General features: G+C 50.5%; 22 protein-coding genes. 11 read left to right on the top strand and 11 right to left on the bottom strand.

Translation table 11 applies throughout. The features are described from left to right. Nucleotides 1–99 precede the first annotated feature (99 nt). Complete coding sequence (locus FC99_RS13975) at nucleotides 100–255, top strand: hypothetical protein (protein ID WP_164480523.1); 156 nt, start codon at nucleotides 100–102, stop codon at nucleotides 253–255. 102 nt (nucleotides 256–357) lie between these two features. Here the strand turns inward: FC99_RS13975 and FC99_RS01480 are convergent, their stop codons facing one another. Next, nucleotides 358–1,176, bottom strand: coding sequence for a DNA/RNA non-specific endonuclease (locus tag FC99_RS01480; protein WP_048733768.1), 819 nt, complete (start codon nucleotides 1,174–1,176; stop codon nucleotides 358–360). Between the two features lie 259 nt (nucleotides 1,177–1,435). Here FC99_RS01480 and FC99_RS01475 point away from each other — a divergent pair, with 259 nt between their 5' ends. From FC99_RS01475 to FC99_RS01470, 3 genes are all read left to right on the top strand, one after another. Then, the gene (locus FC99_RS01475; protein ID WP_048733766.1) at nucleotides 1,436–1,975 is read left to right on the top strand and encodes a hypothetical protein; all 540 of its coding nucleotides are present in this window, start codon (nucleotides 1,436–1,438) and stop codon (nucleotides 1,973–1,975) included. Nucleotides 1,976–2,029: 54 nt separating this feature from the next. Further along, nucleotides 2,030–2,197 carry a hypothetical protein gene (locus FC99_RS13740; RefSeq protein WP_156166912.1) on the top strand — a complete coding sequence of 56 codons (168 nt, stop codon included), beginning with the start codon at nucleotides 2,030–2,032 and terminating at the stop codon, nucleotides 2,195–2,197. A 66-nt stretch (nucleotides 2,198–2,263) separates the two neighbouring features. After that, on the top strand, nucleotides 2,264–2,563 hold the full coding sequence (locus FC99_RS01470; protein WP_053083545.1) for a hypothetical protein: 300 nt from the start codon (nucleotides 2,264–2,266) through the stop codon (nucleotides 2,561–2,563). Between the two features lie 600 nt (nucleotides 2,564–3,163). Here the strand turns inward: FC99_RS01470 and FC99_RS01465 are convergent. Next, complete coding sequence (locus FC99_RS01465) at nucleotides 3,164–3,802, bottom strand: HAD family hydrolase (RefSeq protein WP_048733763.1); 639 nt, start codon at nucleotides 3,800–3,802, stop codon at nucleotides 3,164–3,166. Between the two features lie 193 nt (nucleotides 3,803–3,995). Between FC99_RS01465 and FC99_RS01460 the strand changes: the two genes are divergently transcribed. Beyond that, on the top strand, nucleotides 3,996–4,301 hold the full coding sequence (locus tag FC99_RS01460; RefSeq protein WP_048733760.1) for a hypothetical protein: 306 nt from the start codon (nucleotides 3,996–3,998) through the stop codon (nucleotides 4,299–4,301). A gap of 189 nt (nucleotides 4,302–4,490) precedes the next feature. Here FC99_RS01460 and FC99_RS01455 read toward each other — a convergent pair whose 3' ends face one another. The 3 genes from FC99_RS01455 to lepB form a co-directional block, all read right to left on the bottom strand. Continuing rightward, entirely contained in the window at nucleotides 4,491–5,822 is a 1,332-nt protein-coding gene (locus FC99_RS01455; RefSeq protein ID WP_048733758.1) for a C1 family peptidase, read from the bottom strand. Nucleotides 5,823–6,015: 193 nt separating this feature from the next. Then, complete coding sequence (locus tag FC99_RS01450; protein ID WP_048733755.1) at nucleotides 6,016–6,468, bottom strand: MarR family winged helix-turn-helix transcriptional regulator; 453 nt, start codon at nucleotides 6,466–6,468, stop codon at nucleotides 6,016–6,018. A gap of 134 nt (nucleotides 6,469–6,602) precedes the next feature. After that, entirely contained in the window at nucleotides 6,603–7,190 is a 588-nt protein-coding gene (lepB, locus tag FC99_RS01445) for a signal peptidase I (protein WP_048733753.1), read from the bottom strand. A gap of 365 nt (nucleotides 7,191–7,555) precedes the next feature. On the opposite strand from lepB, the gene FC99_RS01440 reads away from it, so the two are divergent. Then, nucleotides 7,556–8,749: a multidrug effflux MFS transporter gene (locus FC99_RS01440; protein ID WP_048733750.1), complete on the top strand. Its 1,194-nt coding sequence runs from the start codon at nucleotides 7,556–7,558 to the stop codon at nucleotides 8,747–8,749. Nucleotides 8,750–8,924: 175 nt separating this feature from the next. Here FC99_RS01440 and FC99_RS01435 read toward each other — a convergent pair whose 3' ends face one another. Further along, nucleotides 8,925–10,133 (bottom strand): condensation domain-containing protein, encoded by a 1,209-nt coding sequence (locus FC99_RS01435; RefSeq protein ID WP_048733747.1) that lies wholly within the window; start codon nucleotides 10,131–10,133, stop codon nucleotides 8,925–8,927. A gap of 193 nt (nucleotides 10,134–10,326) precedes the next feature. Between FC99_RS01435 and FC99_RS01430 the strand changes: the two genes are divergently transcribed. After that, nucleotides 10,327–10,848, top strand: a complete 522-nt coding sequence (locus FC99_RS01430; RefSeq protein WP_048733744.1) for an acyl-CoA thioesterase — start codon at nucleotides 10,327–10,329, stop codon at nucleotides 10,846–10,848. Nucleotides 10,849–10,918: 70 nt separating this feature from the next. On the opposite strand, the gene FC99_RS01425 is transcribed toward FC99_RS01430, so the two are convergent. After that, nucleotides 10,919–11,473 carry a GNAT family N-acetyltransferase gene (locus FC99_RS01425; protein ID WP_048733742.1) on the bottom strand — a complete coding sequence of 185 codons (555 nt, stop codon included), beginning with the start codon at nucleotides 11,471–11,473 and terminating at the stop codon, nucleotides 10,919–10,921. A gap of 121 nt (nucleotides 11,474–11,594) precedes the next feature. On the opposite strand from FC99_RS01425, the gene FC99_RS01420 reads away from it, so the two are divergent. From FC99_RS01420 to FC99_RS01405, 4 genes are all read left to right on the top strand, one after another. Continuing rightward, nucleotides 11,595–12,242, top strand: a complete 648-nt coding sequence (locus FC99_RS01420) for an NAD(P)-dependent oxidoreductase (protein WP_048733740.1) — start codon at nucleotides 11,595–11,597, stop codon at nucleotides 12,240–12,242. A 146-nt stretch (nucleotides 12,243–12,388) separates the two neighbouring features. After that, nucleotides 12,389–13,696, top strand: coding sequence for a branched-chain amino acid transport system II carrier protein (gene brnQ / locus FC99_RS01415; protein WP_420324064.1), 1,308 nt, complete (start codon nucleotides 12,389–12,391; stop codon nucleotides 13,694–13,696). A 105-nt stretch (nucleotides 13,697–13,801) separates the two neighbouring features. Then, nucleotides 13,802–14,068: a hypothetical protein gene (locus FC99_RS01410; protein WP_048733735.1), complete on the top strand. Its 267-nt coding sequence runs from the start codon at nucleotides 13,802–13,804 to the stop codon at nucleotides 14,066–14,068. A 277-nt stretch (nucleotides 14,069–14,345) separates the two neighbouring features. Next, on the top strand, nucleotides 14,346–15,029 hold the full coding sequence (locus tag FC99_RS01405; protein WP_048733733.1) for a YjjG family noncanonical pyrimidine nucleotidase: 684 nt from the start codon (nucleotides 14,346–14,348) through the stop codon (nucleotides 15,027–15,029). Between the two features lie 4 nt (nucleotides 15,030–15,033). Here the strand turns inward: FC99_RS01405 and FC99_RS01400 are convergent, their stop codons facing one another. From FC99_RS01400 to mnmG, 4 genes are all read right to left on the bottom strand, one after another. After that, nucleotides 15,034–15,264, bottom strand: coding sequence for a type II toxin-antitoxin system Phd/YefM family antitoxin (locus tag FC99_RS01400; RefSeq protein WP_048733730.1), 231 nt, complete (start codon nucleotides 15,262–15,264; stop codon nucleotides 15,034–15,036). Nucleotides 15,265–15,344: 80 nt separating this feature from the next. Then, nucleotides 15,345–16,085, bottom strand: coding sequence for a nicotinamide riboside transporter PnuC (pnuC, locus tag FC99_RS01395; RefSeq protein WP_048733728.1), 741 nt, complete (start codon nucleotides 16,083–16,085; stop codon nucleotides 15,345–15,347). A gap of 10 nt (nucleotides 16,086–16,095) precedes the next feature. Then, a complete protein-coding gene (locus FC99_RS01390) occupies nucleotides 16,096–16,482 on the bottom strand; it encodes a hypothetical protein (RefSeq protein WP_048733725.1) in 387 nt (128 codons plus the stop codon). Between the two features lie 429 nt (nucleotides 16,483–16,911). Further along, a complete protein-coding gene (mnmG, locus tag FC99_RS01385; RefSeq protein WP_048733723.1) occupies nucleotides 16,912–18,822 on the bottom strand; it encodes a tRNA uridine-5-carboxymethylaminomethyl(34) synthesis enzyme MnmG in 1,911 nt (636 codons plus the stop codon). Nucleotides 18,823–19,045 lie beyond the last annotated feature (223 nt).

The following is a 19,045-nucleotide window of genomic DNA, read 5'->3' as shown; positions in this document are numbered from 1 at the left end:
TTCTCTGTGATTTCATGATACGCTAAATCATTCAAATGTCTTTACTTTTCTTTAAACTTTTCGCCAGAAATAGTAATTTTTCGATAGGAGGTTCATACCATGCACACTGATTTCATCTCATTGATTGGCGGCCTACATGGCACTAGTCCAATTCGCGTCTTTCACTGGATTTTTCGCGATAGCCCAGCCGTGGGTATCATTATTTTAGCGGGCGTCGTGCTCTACGCCATCTACCGATACATGAACCGGCGTTAACGCCACGATTTTACGGCCTGAATCAGACTTGCTCGGCCGCTACCAGATTAGAAAAAAGTCCGGACCATCAATTATTGGTGATGGTTCGGATTTTAATTTACTCTAAAAACTAGCTGCCGGATTTCCCAACTGACTGGCTCCGGTACTGTAGTTGATTTTAATTCCAGCTTGAATATTAAAAATATAGACGTTATAAGAAATACCAGCACTACCGACCGATTTGGCCTGCATGTGAACACCGCGTGCCACCAGTTCGTTGCCACGAAAGACCGGCTGAACTTGATAACGCACGTAGTCGCCCGGATGGCTCTTCAAATAACTGGCCACCGGATTTTCATAGGCGGTCATCCCCGGGTCATTTAGTGACCGCGTCCCAGTCATCAAGTTCTTTAGGTTGTTATTTTGCCCCGTCAGCTGGTAACCAATCAAGTGGCTACGATTGTACAGGTAGCCCCGCTTGCCATTGACCGTGTATGGTTTGTTTTTCCAGCCGGTCGGATTGACGTACAACGGTTCCCGTTTGGCGGTTGGCATTGTACTCTTGCTCAACAAGGCATTGGCTGTCGTGACCCTGTTTAAACTATCTAAATTGGCATAGGTTGCCCATGCCCCGCGCTTGGTCGACAATTCAGCCGTTGTAAAGGTTGGTTTGTTGTGATTAACCGCGACAATCTGGGTTCCCGTGTATTTCTGTTCGGCCAAGGCCTTGGTCGCGACCGATTGCTTCGGTGCCGATGTCGCATAAGACGCCGAATCGTTCCCAGCCACCTGACCGACTAAGCTCGAAGCGGTCTCCGTAACCTTTCTAGCGGTGGGATTTCCCTGACTACCCAACCCACCAATAATACCAACTACCAGTAGAAGTAACGCCCCATAAATTGAAATCTGGTTCCGTCCACGACGGCGACGACGCTTGCTCATAAAATCCCTCTCCCTCAAAAATCTCTCTCGTCATAGTCTACCAGAAAAACATACGTTCGTCTCTACTTTTGTGTTATTAATTACAATATTTTATTATTAATAATTGATAATCATTATCATTGTTATGGGAACTTAATGCTTTTTTAACCAGCCCGTGCGCTTTCTGGTCCCCTAGCCATGCTATACTACGCTTAGAGGAAGCAGGCGGTTTGTGTGTTGACCACAAAACTGTTATCATTTTTGATGAGGTGATTTAGACATGAAGAAATCCCGTATCGTTGCCGTCGCTCTGAGCCTACTGGCAGTCTTTGCCATCGGTTTAGCCGGCTGCAGTAAGAGTAGCAAGTCGGGGAGTAACCAACAAGCTAGTTTTAAAAACAAGACCACTAAGAAGGCCGATGTGAAGTCAACGTTGACCAAGTCCAAACAGCTTTGGTACGTGGCTGGTGCCGTCAATTCTAAGAGTAATTCTGGACTGGAAGCTTACCGGTTCAATTCTAACGGCAAAGTGACCGTGTATAACGTTGATAAGTTCTACAAGTCCTACAGTGCTGCCAACAAGGCCAACGCCCTTAACAAGGTTGGGACACTGACCACGACGTTCAAGACCAAGGGGGATAACACCCTCATCAATTTCAAAGGGAAGTTATCCGACATTCCGATGACCCAAAAGTTCACGGTTAAGGACACCTTGACCGGCAAGAACAAGTCGTCGAAGTTGAAAGTCGCCGGCTACCACATCGCCAGAGACGTCGATCAAGACGTTACCAAGGCTGTGTTGGTCAAGGTCGCCAACTAAATACACGACGGAAAACGGTGCCTGCTGGTGCCGTTTTTCTATTGGAGGCAAACGATGCAAAAATTTATCCCCTGGCTACTGGGAATCCTGATTGTTGGTGGCGTGCTCGTCTATCAACAGCTCCGTCATCTCAGTGGCTTCGTGATGCTAGAAACGGTCGTGTTGGGCATCGCCGCGATTTTAGCCATCCTACACATCGTCAGTTTCTTCCATCATAAATAGAAAACGGGTGAACCAGCTGACAGCGCTACCACTTTGGGTTATGATAGGGCCAAAGGAGCGTGATTAATGATGTGCACACATAAGTTCATGCTGGATAACGAACCCGAAGTATTCAAGGAACAACGCGAAAAATTTACCAACCTGGTCGGTGACAACCCTTGGTTGCTACCAGCCCTCGTCTCACTTGAAATAATCCCCGCAACGGTTATGATTCATGGCTTTTGGAAGAATCGTCAGTTAAAGAAACAACTCCAGATTGAAAAGGAACACACGAAGCAACTCATGCTGGAACAGCACCTTCCCGGTCAGCGGAATGGCAAGCCCACGCTACTCGCCGGACCACACCGCAACTTGATTCACCATTAAAAGATCACGTTAGCGTCTGGGAAAAAGTCCCAGACGCTTTTTGCACTCCGAGCTTACAAAAGATAGTTTTCCCCCCCGGTAGACGAACGATCCCAAACCAGGATTATTCGCCTATCAACGTTAATACTCATTGACTAACCGCTATTTGTCTAACCTTTTCCCACAAAAAAACCGTCCCTGGTTAGAGGACGGTCGGACCGCTTACTTGGTTAGGGCAAGTGGCATTCATTTTACTTGGTTAATAAAATGAAGAAAGGTTGGTTAATAGGTTTTTGGTATACGGTTATCCTAACTGGTAAATGTGAAGAATCTGTGAAGAATATTTACGATATAATAATATGACCGATTAGTTTTGCCTAATCGGTTAGTCAAAAAGCGCATTCTCAAGGTCCATTAGGGGGTTGGATTACTTTTTTCTAATCATTTACAGTATATATATCATAATCTCACGTCTAAGTTCTCCTTCAGAAAACGTTTGTTATTGTATTCCTAATTAAATACATAATATTTATCATATGTGTTTGTTGCCCATTTTCCCCATAAATTCGATTATTTCTAAAAAAAAGAAGCGACCCTTTTCGATCGCTCCCCACACTCATTCTAAATTGTTAACAAATCCAATGGCGACTGTAAAATGTAAGTTGGCCGTTCCGCCTTAACGGCAACTGGATCAGCGGCGCCCCACATGGCTGCGGCCGTTGCCACGCCGGCGTTCTTCCCCATTTGCATATCGTAGATGGCATCCCCAATCATGACACTCTCCGCTGCGGCCAAGTTAAACCGGTCTAACAGGTTCAAAATACCATCCGGTGCTGGCTTATAGTGAGCCACCGAGTCCGAGCCACTGATGGCTTTAAACGTGTCGCCCAGACCAATCTGCTCCAAGTTCCGTTGTAACGGGACCGAATGCTTGCTGGACACCACGAAGACGTGGTCACCCTTGGCCTTTAGCTCAGTCAACGCTTCACCCATACCAGCGAAAAGCGTAATTCCGTTCGTTTCGGCTAAGTGGTACTGCTCACGAAAGACCGTATACAAGTCCTGTAATTCAGCCGCGCTCATTGGCCGATCCGCCATCTTAGCAAAGGAAACCTCGATGGGAACGCCCATGTAACCGACCACGGCATCCCGCGATGGCACGGTCAGCCCCTGGAGCTTATATGCGGCTTGGGTCGACGCCACCGCCACATTGCGGGTATCAGCTAAGGTACTATCAAAATCGAACAAAGAATTACGCATTAAATCACCTCGTTAGGATTAGTCGCACTTATCTTCCCCATTCTACGCGCCCGCACCCCCATCTGACCAGCACCTTTTGAAGGGTCAGCCAATCCAGCACAACCGTTTGGTGGTTCTTTTCTCCAACTAATTAACCGTTTTTGAAATGGCCCCCAACTTATAGTATGCTGAAATTGAAGTGGAGGTGTTTCACGTGAAACAATGGGGCAATAAGTATACGACTGAGCTTGGTGCACAAGCAACGGGAAAAATGCACCAGCATATGCTGTGGTTAATGCTAGGCGTTCTTGCCGTTAGCATTATTCTAATGGCCATCAAGCAACCCGGATTAGGCTTCAGTTTGTATGGCTTGGACTTCTTTTTCTTAGCCGACTATTGGACCGTCAGTCTGGCCCACCGCAACCTATTCTTTATCTGGAGTATCCTATTAGGGACGCTAGCAGCGGCCGTGGTCAGCGCCATTGGCCTCTTTATCCTCAGCATTATTTTTCGTCAATAGATCAACGGGTCTGGAACTTTTGTCCCAGACCCGTTTTACGCTCCGAACGTATATAGCGGAAACGTGCGCCAAAAGGCAGTCAATTCCGCTTAACCCCGATAAACAACCAATCCAAGCCCATGATTATTCGTCCGACGTTAATGCTCATTGGCTAACCGCCTTTTATCCCACTCTCCTTTTTAATTTCAATTAAGCTAATGAATCCCAAGCTGGTAATGCTTGTGGCGTCGTGTCCAACAGTGCTTGTTGGTCCGCTGTCAGGAACTCCTTGCGAACCACGACTTCGTAGACGAAATCATTCATCCAGTCGTCAGTCATCACAAAGTAGCCCTTCTCACCATTCTTTTCGCCCCAACTGTTTTCAACCTTCCAACGAGTCGGATCACCTTTGACCAAGTCGACCCCGGTCAGTGTCATGGCATGAGAAACCTCGGCTTCACCGGTTGCCAGGCGTTGGGCCTTCGTCAAGCTCAGATCGACACCAAACAAGTCAGCGGTCTTGAACAGGTTGCTATCGAGGAAGCCCCGTTCGCGACTCATCTGTTGCAAGACGTCATTGCCAAACCAAACGGCATCGCCGGCCTGTAACTGCGCAATAGCAGCTTCTTTCAGCACAGCCATTGGTTCATTCAGGAAGGTAATGTGCTTACCACCAACAATATTGTCCTGACTTGGCAAACTGTATAACTTGTCAAATGGCTTTTCGGGTGAATTACTCAACACGACGTAATCGTCGAGGTCGACATCAAAGTACTTGTCAAAGAAGCCCTTCGGTGTCAGACCAGCGTCCAAATGGTACCCCTTATCATCATCCTTGTATTCCAAGTCAAACGTGGTTGGCGGCTCGCCAAATGAGTAGGCCGCCATCCGGTAAACTTCCTTCATGTCCGCCGTGCGTTCGGCCGCAATATCGGCATCACTAGCGCCATCCGCGACCAATTGCCGGAGGGCTAAAGCATCCTTGCGTAACTTCAGGTTCAACGCCGCACCGAAGCCAGTCGTGTCGTTGGTGTTAAAGGATTCTGGCATCGCACTCACTGGAACGACCCCGTACTTTTGAATCAGCGCAGCCCCCATGGCCCATTGCCCACCGTCGCCATTGGGATAACTCAAATAGGCGGAGACTTCCCGGTCATCTAACGGCTTCGTCGCCGTCGCTAAAACGCGGTCGTAGAAAATATTGGCGCGTTCAACCTTATCCCAGAAGAACAAATAACTCTGAGACAATTCGAAGTCCTTCACGTTGTATTTTGCTGCAAATTGGTGCCGCACAACGTTTAACGTGGAGAAGAGCCAGCACCGGCCAGAATGTTTCTGGTTGGAGACCTTACCCGTATCGAGTTCAACGGAGAAGGTTCGGTTCAAACGAACCGTAGCTTGTGGGTCTTCAGCAGCGTTGAGGACTCCGTTTTTAATCACGGCCCGGGCGACAACGTCGTGGGCGGGTTGCTTTTGTAAATCAGCACGTAAATCCGCAGTCTCAGCAGCGGTTAATTCATGTTCAGTCTTAGTTTCTGGCATAAAATGACTCCTCTCTCCTGGATTTTCATGAGAAGACTCATGAAAATCTCATAATTAAAGTTGAATTCATTCTAGCGCTTTTGAAGCGGAATGGCAATTTATTTTAAGCAGGCGACTAAAGGCGGTTAACTAGCGAGCATCAACGCTCGCCAGTTAACCGCTTTTTTTCCCCACTCTCGTCACGTTCTGGAAATCAATTTAATTTTGGTGTTTCATTTTCTACGGCCCGTAATGCGAGTTGTCGAACTAACGCCACCAACTCGTCGTGCTGTTCCGCCGGCACGTCCGCCAACAGATTATCCGCAACTTCCTGCCGCAATTTCACAATTTCTGGATAAAGTTCCTCGCCCCGCTTGGTCAAGGACAACTCATAGACTCGCTTGTCGGCCTTGGATTGGCGCTTGCGGACGTAGCCTAAATTGACCAACTGATTAATTGCCCGCGTCACGTTGCTCGGGTTGAGATAGGTTAAGTTAATTAACTTATCCTGAGTCAGCCGCGGCCGTTCATGAATCCGTAAAATGTAATAGTACATGCTGGCATTGAGCCGGTATGGTTGGAGACGCCGGTCGAGAGCAATGCGCGTATAACGGTTCGCAATGGAGAGCCATTTCAGAATATCTGGATCATTACTACTGGTGACCATAAGCCGCCTCCTTCCTAAATTTACGTGCGCAAGCATATACTATTTTTTCCAAAAAGTCAAGGTGCCCACTACCCACGCAACGCCGACAAAAAAGGCAGTCAGCGACCGCTGAACTGCCTTCACGTTATTTACGCTTAATAAGCCATATCATTGATGTTTGCTCGACGGGTCTTCGATGAAGTCCAGAATGGCACCTTCACCACGCCGACGATCTTATCCTTGTCGACAAAGCCCCAGTAACGGCTGTCGTTGGACACACTTCGGTGGTCACCCAACACGAAGTATTTGCCCTTTGGCACAACAGTAACCTTACCATTGCCCCAGCCGTTGCTCTTTTCCAGGCTAGCTAACGTCCAGTTACCGGTCCCAGATGTCCGTTCGCTCTGGCTAATGAAGCTCTGCTTGATCTTCTTATTGTTCACATAGATATAACCGTTCTTACTAGCAACCTTATCACCCGGCAACCCGATGACCCGCTTAACATAGTTGGTGTTGGTCTTCGCCGCAGGATCTTCGCCGTGGGCATCAAACACAATGACGCTAAGGTGTTTGACCTTGGACTGCTTGAACGCAACGACCTTTTCGTCATTTTGCAGGTTCGGTTCCATCGAAGGTCCGTCGACCCGTACGCGGGTGAAGACGAAGGCCTTGATGGCAAAAGCAATGGCCAACCCAATGACGATGGGGATGACCCAACTCATGACTTCCTTTAGTACTTTCATAATGAGCGAGACTCCTTATTTTTCAGAGATAAAATGATTTACACTAATCATACACCCCGAGCGGACGGCGGAAAACACTTTCTGCTTGGGGTCGCTTACAATCTTACCATTTACCGGCCCAAAGTCCCACGATTTCCTAGAATTTAATGGTACTGAAACTATTTTGACAAACTCACCGCCGAAACGGCGCGAATCCCGGCTTGCAAATTCGCCGGTTTGCGGCAATAATGGAGAAATACCTCTACACGATGACTAAATCGACGTAAAATGGCCGCACCGTTTACCAGCCCATATCTGCTGGCTGGTAAGGCGATGGACCAACCACACGCACGACATAACATATGACTCTAGAAAGGGGCTAACTTATGAATCCTACTCTCACCAAGCGTCGGCTGGCCTGGCTGACGCTGCTCTTGGGGACGGTGAGTGCAACGGGGCCGCTCGCTATCGACCTGTACCTACCCGCACTCCCCCAAATGAAAACCCAATTCGCCACGACGGCCTCGCTCATGCAACTAAGCATTACGGCTTGTCTGATTGGCCTAGCATTGGGGCAACTGATTGCCGGTCCGCTCTCTGACCAATATGGCCGCCGGAAACCTTTAATTATTGGGTTTATCCTCTTTGGCCTCGTTTCCTTGGCCATGGCCTTTATCCACTCCGTCGCCCTATTGATCATCTTACGGTTTATACAGGGGCTAGCGGGGGCAACCGGTCAGGTCCTGGCCCGCGCCGTGGCCCGCGACCTCTTCTCCGGTGAGCGACTGACCCACTTCTACGCGTTACTCAACACGGTCAACGGGGTCTTCCCGATCATCGCACCGATTATTGGGGGCTTCATGATCCGTTATGTCGACTGGCAGGCCATTTTTATCCTGTTGGCCATCATCGGGATCGTCATCGCCATCGCGGTCGCCGTGGGCTTACACGAGTCCCTACCGGTCGATCAACGGCAAACGGGGGGCTTCAATGCCTCGTTAGTTGCCATGGGCAAGCTGACGGTCCAACCCAGCTTCTGGCCACTGATCTTAGCGACTGGGCTAGTTTACGGGGCCCTATTCAGTTACATTTCGGCGTCGACCTTCGTCTTCCAAACGGGCTTCGGCATGGCACCCCAGACGTTTAGCCTGCTGTACGCCTTTAACGGCCTGGGCATCGTGGTCGGCAGCAATTTACCCGGGCGACTGGCGGGACACTTCTCCAATCGCCAACAGGTCACCGGCCTCTTGCTCGCGGCCACCACGGCTAGCGGTATCCTGCTGATTTCGCTGCTATTTCCCGCTAACGTCTGGCTGGTCGCCGGACTGGTCTTGATTCTGGTGATCCTCATCGGGGCGCTGTTGACGCTGACCGTGACGATCATCATGGATCAGGCCACCCACAACGCCGGGAGTGCCTCGGCCGTCATTGGCCTGTCGCAGGATGCCTGCGGGGGAATCGTTTCTCCCCTAGTTGGGGTCAGCGGTAGCTCTTACGCCGCTATGAGCGTGATGCTGCTGGTCTGCAGTCTGGGCGCATTCGGCTTGGTCAAGTACCAAGGCCATCATATTAAATCATAACTGAAAAGCACGTACGCCAAAGGGCGGTTAGCCAGTGAACATTAACGGCGATAGACCAATCATCTTGGTCTTGACTTGTTTGTCTACTGGCGACAAGTGATGTTGACTGCCTTTTGTCACCCGCGTTCGAAACGTAAGTAGGGCCTGAGATTTTCGTCTCAGGCCCTACTTCTGTTTACGCCTGCCGCGCCCATTGCGTGAGTTGCGTGGCGACGTTTCGTAAAATTTTAATACCCAACTGATAATCCGGCTCGGAGCCCATCATGCGAAATGCCAGCGTCCACGTGTCATGGTAAATACTGACGGTCAGCTGAAAGTTGGGCATCGGCCGGTACGCACCCGCAAAGTAGATCTGGGTGACCGCAATGCCCTTGAAGTCCAGTCGCGTATGATCGATGTGCCCAAAATTAGCAAAGGAAATCGCCGCGCTAGTATGGCGCTTACGCACTAGCCGCCGCACCAACTCCGGTGGCAAGGCACGGCTCATCCTGCTGAGCTCGACCAATGGCGGTAGGTAAGCCATCGACTCCCGCAGCTGACTGATTGTCGTTTGCGTGCGTTTGACCACCTCTTGGAACTTTTCGCCCTCCTGCACGGTAATCGGGATCGGCATTTCACTGGTCAGATTGGCGACCTGAACGATGTTGGTCGCAGCAACCGGGCCGTGCAGCCGCAGGTCGACCTGATAGGGAATCACGAGTTGCCGCTCACCAGTCAACGTAAAGAGCGCACACGCGTAAGCCGCCAACAAGACGGCATTCATGGTCACGCCCTGCTCCCTGGCCTTCTGACGCAACCGTCGACTTTCAACTTGGGGAATGATGGCCTCGCCCCGATGATGGTGAATGCCGCCATTAAATTGGGGCATCGCCTCGCTGGAGCGTAACGACTGGCTAGTTGGCGCACTCTTTTGGGTTCGCAAGTGAGCCAAGATCTTTCGGACGCTACGTTCATTCGTAAAATTAGTTAAATTCTGACCCGCATAAGCCGCGGCCAGAAGATAGAGATAGTGTTTAAAGCCCTCACCGTCCGTCAACAGGCGACTCATCGACAGTCGTAACTGATCGTAGTCGTCCATGTGAATGACCTGGATCTTCAATTGGGGGCCTACGAGCACATCGAGTTGTGCCCGCCCGGGGTCATGACTCACGGTATATTCTTCAACAACGTGGGCCCCAGTCGTGGTGTCCTCCTCGAATCGATTCCACCGGAAATTGTAGCGGCTAAAAATCTGGGGAACGACGGTCTGCGTTGTGCGGACAGCCGCCTGCAACTGCACGACGTCGATGGGGTGCGTTAAACTCAGCGTACACTCGAGTAGCGGATAAGTTTGCGCCGCATCCAGCGTCGGCATTAAGTCTAACGGTTCGCCATGAAAATTCATGCTACCACCCCTCCTTGATTGATTAGCCACAGTATAACAAAGAGTGGCGCCATTTCTCTATTCCGGCGACGCGACATTGCTAAAAATTAATAGTCTCGTAATCTGACGGTCCTTTCCCCCGCAAAATTGGTGGTAACTCCGGTCCGGTCTGTTAGAATGGAAGAAACGAATCTAAATTCATGAGGTGAATCTTTTGGTAAATCAAGCACCCGTATCCTGTAACGCCACATTAATCGTGACCAGTCACCGCGTCTTTCAACCCGATCTAAATGAGCACGAATCCGTCTTTGGCGGCAAAATTCTCTCACTCGTAGATGACAGCGCTTCCGTTGCTGCCGTGCGGCTGACCCACAAGACGGTCGTCACTGCCTCATTTGACCACGTGAGCTTTCTCCAACCCTTCCACCTGGACGACTCCATGTTCCTTGAAGCCTACGTTTCTGGGACCGGCACCCGCTCACTGGAAGTCTTTGTAAAAATTATTGGTGAAAATCTGACCACCGGCGAACGCTTCGTGGGCTACACCTGCTTCATCACCTACGTTATTGAGGACCGTCGCTCAACGACGCCCCTGCCGCCCGTCAAACCGATGACCGACGAACAACGTTACATCGTTTCCGGTTACGAAAAGCGGAGTGCGCAGCGGAAACAACGGCGTGCCGAACAGATCGAGCTTAACGGTCACGTTTCGGTCGACTCCCCGTGGCCCATTTAAAAAAGTTTCATGTGAAACAAAACGACTGACTCACTACTGTTTTTAGTAGCGGCGTCAGTCGTTTTTTAGGTTAGTTTGTTCCACGTGAAACAGTTGCCCATTCACTGGCCAACACACCGTACGCGTACAGGTCGAGCCATCGACCGTCCTGAAAAACGGCCTCCCGATTCACGCCCTCGCGAACGAAGCCAACCGCCTCATAGGCATGGATGGCGGCTTCATTATTGGCATTGACCTCTAACGTCACCTTATGTAATCCCAACTCGTTAAAGGCAAATGACAGGATCGTGTTCAGTGTATCCTCGCCATAGCCCTGGCCCCGGTCACTCGCCACCGGCAACGCAATGCCCAACGTTGCCCGGCGATTCTTGAAGTACACATCGTCGAGCATGACCCAGCCCAGCAACCCATCATCAGCATTGGCGCGCACCATGAAGAAGAAATGCTCGTTACTGTCCGGTTCGGCGGCCAACTCACTATACTCCGTTGCCGTCCAAGGATGGAAGGCATCCGCCGATAAGTTCCGCAACAAACCGGGCTCCCACTGCGTATCCTGTAGCCATTCGGCATCCCCGTCCCGCATTTCCGTTAAGTGAACCCAATTTCCTTGTACGACATCCTTCATCTTTAGCGACCCCCTCACGATATTGCTCTAACTGTACCACAAGTCACCCAGCCGCCAAAATAGTTGGTGCCCACCACTAAATCAACTATAATGGTCCCAAACAAAAGGAGGACGAGAATTTATGAAAATTACTGTTATTGGCGCCACCGGTATGGCCGGTTCAGCTGTTGTAGAAGAGGCTTTACACCGCGGACATCAGGTGACCGCCCTGGCCCGTTCAGCCGAAAAGTTGACGGCCCTGCCCGAAGACTTTAACTTAACCACGCAGGTGCAAGATGCCTTTGCCTTGACCGCTGCGGACCTTGCCGACGCCGACGTAATCGTTGACGCCTTCGCAACAGCGCCAGATGAGGCTTACTTGCACATCGATCTCGCTACCAAACTAGTCAGTCTTTTACGGGGCACCGATCATCCCCGTCTCGTCTTCATCCTCGGTGCCGGTAGTTTACAGACCGGCGAAGATAAGCATTTATTCGTCAACGACATTGCCAAGGATCCCAACGCAGCCGGCTTCATTAACATTCCCCAAAGTCAGCTCAAGGAACTCAACTTCTTACGCGACGTCGACAACGTCAACTGGGTCGGCGTGTCTCCCGCAGCGAACTTCCACCCCGGGGATGCCGTGCCCGCACTGTTAGGCGTTGACAACTTGTTATTCAACGCGCAAAAGGAATCTGGTACCTCTGCTGGCACCATGGCGGTCACCATCCTCGATGAGATTGAAAACCCTCAACATCACCAAACCCGGTTCACGGTCGCTGACAAATAACGTCAGTCACCAACTGAATCAAAAACTTTCTAGCGTCGTCCGTTCCCTCGGACGGCGTTTTTTGTTATGATTACCGATGGCTAAATGCCATACCTTCTCTATAGAAAGTTGCGATTATATTGAAAACTCGATTAAACTGGCGAGAAATGCTGTTTATCGGCATGATGCTCTTTGGCCTCTTCTTTGGCGCCGGTAACCTGATCTTTCCCGTCTTCTTAGGCCAACAAGCCGGTCACCACGTCGGTGCAGCCATCATCGGTCTGCTGCTGACGGGGATTGGATTGCCCCTACTAGGAGTCGCTGGTATCGGTCTGACCCGCAGCGAGGGGGTCTTTGACCTCGCCAATAAGGTCAACCGACCGTTCGCTTACGTCTTTACGATTCTCCTGTATCTGACCGTGGGCCCCTTCTTTGCCGTGCCTCGACTGGCCACAACGTCATTTCAGATTGGCCTCGCGCCCTTTGTCCCACAGTCTCACCAGGCCTTGACGCTCGCCCTCTTTTCCGTACTTTTCTTTGCCGTCTCATGGTGGCTAGCTCGGAATCCCGGCAAGCTGATGACCTATATCGGTAAATGGCTGACCCCGTTATTTCTGATTCTATTGGGACTCCTAATGCTTGCTGCCTTCATCAAGCCGATGGGGGGCTTTGCTACGACCGCTCACGGCGCCTATGCCAGCAGTCCCTTGCTCCGTGGCTTTACCGAAGGCTACAACACGCTAGACGCCTTGGCCTCATTAGCTTTTGGCATTGTGGTGATCGACAGCATTCGGGCACTCGGCGTCACCGATCCCGGTCAAATCGCCAAGGACATCATCAAGGCCGGCACCATCAGCGTCCTCCTGATGGGCCTGATCTACACCTTACTTGCCTTGATGGGCACGATGAGTTTGGGTCAATTTAATCTCGCTGAAAATGGCGGCATTACGCTCGCACAGATCGCCAATTACTACTTTGGCGCCTTTGGGAACGCTCTGCTTGCCCTGATTGTGATCATCGCGTGTTTAAAAACATCGATTGGTTTAATCTCCGCGTTTGGCGACACGTTACACGAGATGTTTCCTAAATTGTCCTACACAACACTGACCATCTTCGCCAGTGTCGTGCCCTGCTTGATTGCTAACGTTGGCCTCACAAAAATGATCACCTACTCCACACCAATATTGATGTTCCTCTACCCACTAGCCATTGTCCTGATCATCCTCGCCGTCCTGTCACCATTATTGGGAACCAGTCGCTGGTTATGGGGCCTCAGCATTCTCTTCACCATCATCCCCGCCATCTTCTCTGGCGTTGCGGCACTGCCATTAGCGTTACAGCAGGCTGGGTGGATTCAAGGGATCTTAGCCCTAAACGGCCAGCTGCCTTTAGCCAGTCTTGGCTTCAGCTGGGTCGTTCCCGCACTGATCGGTGTCGTTTTAGGTAAAGTTGTTGCCGTGGTTAAGGGAGCATAACTCACTTTCTGGGCAATTAATTCCCCGTTCGCTCGTAATATCTGGTATGATAGTTGTAATTAAAATCTCATATTCTCATATTTCGAACGAAACGAGGTGTTTAGGATGACTCAAGACCGTTACCCAGTAACCCCCGCCAAGATCGGCGTAAGTCTATTGACGTTGGTGTTACTCTTTGCCATGTTGTTTATTCAGCAGCCCGTCATTGTTGCCTTTCTCTGCTTTAGTTCGTTAATCACGGCGATGCTCCATTTCAATGTTTTTGAAAGCACCACCGACACAAATCCCCTCAATAAGATCGACCTGACGATTCAAATCACTTATCTGATTCTTTCCATTGCCCGGGCCTTCATTATCGGGAGTCACCCTTAATCCGTTACTTAACAATAATCAAACTATCAAGCGAGGGCCTGGGACTTTTGTCCCAGGCCCTTTGTGTGCTCCAAACGTACATAGTCAAAACGTGCGACAAAAAGCAGTCAACTCCGCCTAACCCCGATAATAGACAACCAATCCAAGCCGGAACTACTCGACTATCGCCATTAATACTCACTGAATAACCGCCTCGTCCCACGCTCGCTTTTTTTGCTGAAATTCCAATCAATTTGCGCTAAACTAAGGAAAATTCATCGACAAAGGATGGGCTCCCGTGAAAAAATACGCAATTTTCGACTTAGACGATACCATACTCGACTTTACACGCGGTGAAACGGAGGGCATCACCGCGATTCTTAAGAAATACGGTGCGCCCGACGTCCAGCGTGGCTTTGATATCTACGTTCAGCTCAACCGTGACATCTGGCAGCGCATCGAACAAGGGGCCCCGCGCCAACCCCTCCTCAACGAGCGATTTGCACTGACCTTTAACGCCTTGGGAATCACGGTCGACGGCACAGCCCTGGAGACCGAATACAACGATATGCTCAACCACAATTTCTATACGCTCCCCGGGGCCCGTGACCTGCTGGCCCACCTCAAATCCGCCGGTGTACATCTCTTAGTCGGCACGAATGGGACCAAACACACGCAGCTCAGTCGCCTGGCCGGTTCCGGTATCGACGCTTACTTTGATGCCGTCTATATCTCCCAAGACATCGGCTTCAACAAGCCCGACCCCCGCTTCTTTGCACCGATTTTTGCACAACACCCCGATCTGACCGCCGCCAATACCCTGATGGTGGGTGATCGCTTGCAGTCAGATATTCTGGGCGCCAACAACGTTCGGCTTCCGAGTATCTGGTACAATCCTCAACACACTTCTAGTTCGGTTGCCTATCGACCCACGTTTGAAGCTACCGATTTTGTGACCGTGGCCCGGCTCATTCTAGCATAGTCGCTTAGCCCCACTCCATCTCCGTAACGGGTTTACTGGCGGGTGTTGGTAGCGGGGACTGCTGCAGGAAGGCCAATTCTCGTAAGGCTTCCCACTCGCTCTTTGGCACCAATACCGCCGCGTGTATATCATCCGCGTCCGTTGGTGTAATCACGATGGTTTCCTTTAGTTGGTGAACCGCCGTCAAGAGCTCCATTAGGTCAGCCTGCGCTATTTCTGGTGAGTAATGCTTCATCACTAAATCTCCTTTTATGGTCACAAAACTCGCCCGTTAGCGTTGAAAATGACGTTAACGGGCGAGTTCTTTGACGCGTTCTATTTTATCTGTTGGTTGGTCCCGGCGCCACCTTCGTTATCGGCTTCACCGCTAGCCCAAACCTTCGTTGCATAAACGGCGTTAAACAGTAATGCCGCTTGCAGTGCCACCTGAGACAGGTTCGCTCCCAGGGACCCAATCTTGGTCACACCCATCAGCGTCTGCACGGTCAACGTCCCCCAATAAATGACGTTGGCAATGTTAACGACGATCCACAGTGACCAGTTTTCCTTGAATTTCAGAATATAGAGCAGTTGTGCAATCAGACTGACTACGAAATTGATGGAATCAAAGTAGGGCAGCTGACCATGTAGCATCGCTAGGACGACCCAGCCAATGATCCAGGCCACAAACGCGCCCACAAAGATCATATTACGCGTCTGCTTAGCGAAGGAATGGGTCGCCTCATCGCGCCCCCACATCACCCAGCCAATTGGTTGCGAGATGACGTAGATAATATCCATCGCAAATGACCCGTAAGCATGGCTGATCCATGCAATGTACGTCATCGCCAGGCATTGTACCAGACCAAAGATGAAGGAGATCTTCCGGCCCTTCATCCCGTAGATCAGGCACAAGACCCCCATGACCCCGGAGATCATCCCAATTAAACTATCCGGAACGACCGCATAAACTGCGACCTGTAAAATTAATAAGAGCGAAACATAGATGACCTCAAATTTTTTCCAATTCGTGAAAAGCTGGTTGAACCACCAACCATGTGTCTGCGTATTCGTCATGTTAATCCTCCTAATTTTCAGTTACTAATGTCTCAAGAGTTGCTAGTAAGACACACAGCAATGATAACTGGCTCAGCGTCAATAACCTTACTTGGATCTGCCGTAACAAACGGTCGGTCGCCGGAAATGGATGTTGCCGTTGCCATAGCATTCGAGCTACCAGCACGACGGTGTTCACGATTCCTAGTAACCCTAAGACCCTTTCGTCTAACCAAGCGACTTGCCACGAACCTAAGCCAACGTACAGTAAGCTCAGAATCAGAAAGCTGTGGGCTAAATATCGCCAGCGGTGACGCGTCACACTGATCTGCGGCGGTAGTTGCCGCGTCAGGCTCCAATGCCAGCCGTAAAAGAATACCGTCAGCACCAGTCCCACAATCTTTAATCCCGTCAGCATCCATTTCCTCCCCTCAAGCCAGCGGAACATAGCATGAGTTTACCGTCGCTCCACCTAGCTGGCTAGATATTCAGCCTCATCCGTTCGGTGACCTTCTTTATGTAAAAAACCACTGATTTTCGCCACGCCCGAAACCCTTCAGCACCCAAGTGGTTAGAGTTGATAATTATCTCACTACAGCTTTCAACTTTACCAACGCTCCGTGTCATTCATGCAAAGAATGTGTAAAGTTTATGTATACTAATTATTAATTAAATAATAATTAGCATCTTCTTTGTTATTAATACTTAATTATTTGCAAACAAAAAAGGTCTGGGACAAAATCCCAGACCTTTTTGTGTTTCCAAATTTATATTGCGGAAACGTGTGACAGAAGGCAGGCAACTCCACTTAACGCCTTTCGACCCACTCTCTTTTTGACCGCCAAGCTTACTTTACTTTGGCAATCTTTCCTTGTTCGATGTAGACACTCAAAATGGCAATGTCGGCGGGATTGACCCCGCTGATCCGACTAGCCTGTGCTAACGTTTCGGGTTGGATCTTCTTTAATTTTTGGTGAGCTTCGGTTGCGAGACCGTCAATGGCATCGTAATCGATCTTAGCGGGGATGGCCTTGGCCTCCATGCGCTTCAGCTTGGCCACGTTGTCTTCGGCCTTCTTGATGTACCCAGCGTACTTCAATGAGATCTCGATCTCCTCAACGATGTGCCGGTCCACCGACTGTTCTGGAGCCGGGATGAACTGCAACAACGTTTGGTAATCGACGTATGGCCGCCGTAAGAAGACTGCGGCTAACACCCCATCTTGAAGGGGCTTATCACCATGACTCTCAATGAAGGTGTTGATCGCGTCGTTGGGCTTGATGCGAATGCTGTTCAACCGGTCGATTTCGGCCTTCAAAGCAGCCTTCTTCGCCAAGAAATCGGCGTAGCGCTCGTCGCTGATCAGACCTAAGTCATGACCCTTCGCCGTCAAACGTAGGTCGGCGTTATCATGCCGCAAAATCAAACGGTATTCTGCTCGACTCGTCAGTAAACGGTAAGGTTCCTTGGTACCCTTGGTCACCAAGTCGTCGACCATGACCCCAATGTAGGCATCGGAACGCTTCAACGTAAACCCTGGCTTGCCCAGTGCCCGTAACCCGGCGTTGATCCCAGCTAACAGTCCCTGACCAGCGGCTTCTTCGTAACCAGAAGTCCCGTTCGTTTGGCCCGCCGTAAACAGGTTCTTCAACGGCTTTGTTTCCAAAGTTGGCCGCAATTGGTAGGGGGAAACAACATCGTATTCGATGGCGTAACCCGGCCGCATCATTTGCGCGTCTTCTAGCCCCTTGATGGAGTGTAGAATCTTCTGCTGAACTTCTTCTGGCATCGAGGTTGAAAGGCCTTGGACGTACCATTCATCAGTGTTACGGCCTTCTGGTTCCAAGAAGAGTTGGTGCCGTGGCTTGTCAGCGAACCGCACGATCTTATCTTCAATGGATGGGCAGTAACGGGGACCGACCCCTTCGATAACACCCGTAAACATTGGGGCGCGGTCGAGGTTGGCCTTGATGATCTCATGGGTCTTTTGGTTAGTGTACGTCAACCAGCAAGACAGTTGATTCTTGATGTCGATGTAGGCATTGTCTGGCGTCGTAAAGCTAAAGTGGTTCGGCTCCTTGTCCCCAGGCTGCTCCTTGGTCTCATCGTAGTGAATCGTGTTGCCGTCGACCCGTGGTGGCGTCCCGGTCTTGAACCGTTCGAGGTCAAACCCGTATTTTGGCAGGTTGGCCGTCAATTTGTTAGCGGGTTGGGAGTTGTTCGGACCAGACGAATACATCAGTTCCCCGATGATGATTTTGCCCCGAGCAGCGGTCCCTGCCGCGATAACGACAGCCTTGGCGCTGTAACGCGCACCCGTGTTGGTGATGACCCCCTTGCAGGCGCCGTCTTCCACGATCAAATCGTCCACGATTCCCTGACGCAGAGTCAAGTTAGGTTCGCGTTCGATGGTGTGCTTCATTTCGGCATGGTAGGCGTGCTTGTCGGCCTGAGCACGTAAGGCGCGGACGGCCGGTCCCTTACCGGTGTTCAGCATCCGCATCTGCACGTAGGTCTTGTCGATGTTGCGGCCCATCTCGCCACCCAACGCATCGATTTCACGAACGACGATACCCTTTGCGGGGCCACCGACGGATGGATTACATGGCATAAAGGCCACCATGTCCAAGTTGATCGTCATTAATAAGGTTTTATTTCCCATCCGGGCGGCAGCTAATGCGGCTTCGCTACCAGCATGGCCGGCACCCACGACGATAACGTCGTAGTCCTGACCGGGATATTCAATTACTTCAGTCATTGGTTCTTTCCCTCCATGCTTAACTGCCACTGACGGCGGCTAAACGGTCTCTTTTGATTTTTCTAAAACTAGATTAATGTAAATTTATCGCACTCCGGTTGCCAGTAACACTGACCACCACTATTCGTTATTTCCTAAAGGTTGAAAGATGAAATACCTGTCTCGCACCAGTATTGGCAAGGATTCGCACCATTAAGATAGTGTGAAATTGCCGCACTCCGGC

Origin of the sequence: Levilactobacillus koreensis JCM 16448 (genome assembly GCF_001435525.1) — a bacterium.
Classification (GTDB): Bacteria; Bacillota; Bacilli; order Lactobacillales; family Lactobacillaceae; genus Levilactobacillus; species Levilactobacillus koreensis.
The sequence above is the reverse complement of the archived record's forward strand: the minus strand, read 5'-3'. Positions and strand labels throughout refer to the sequence as shown.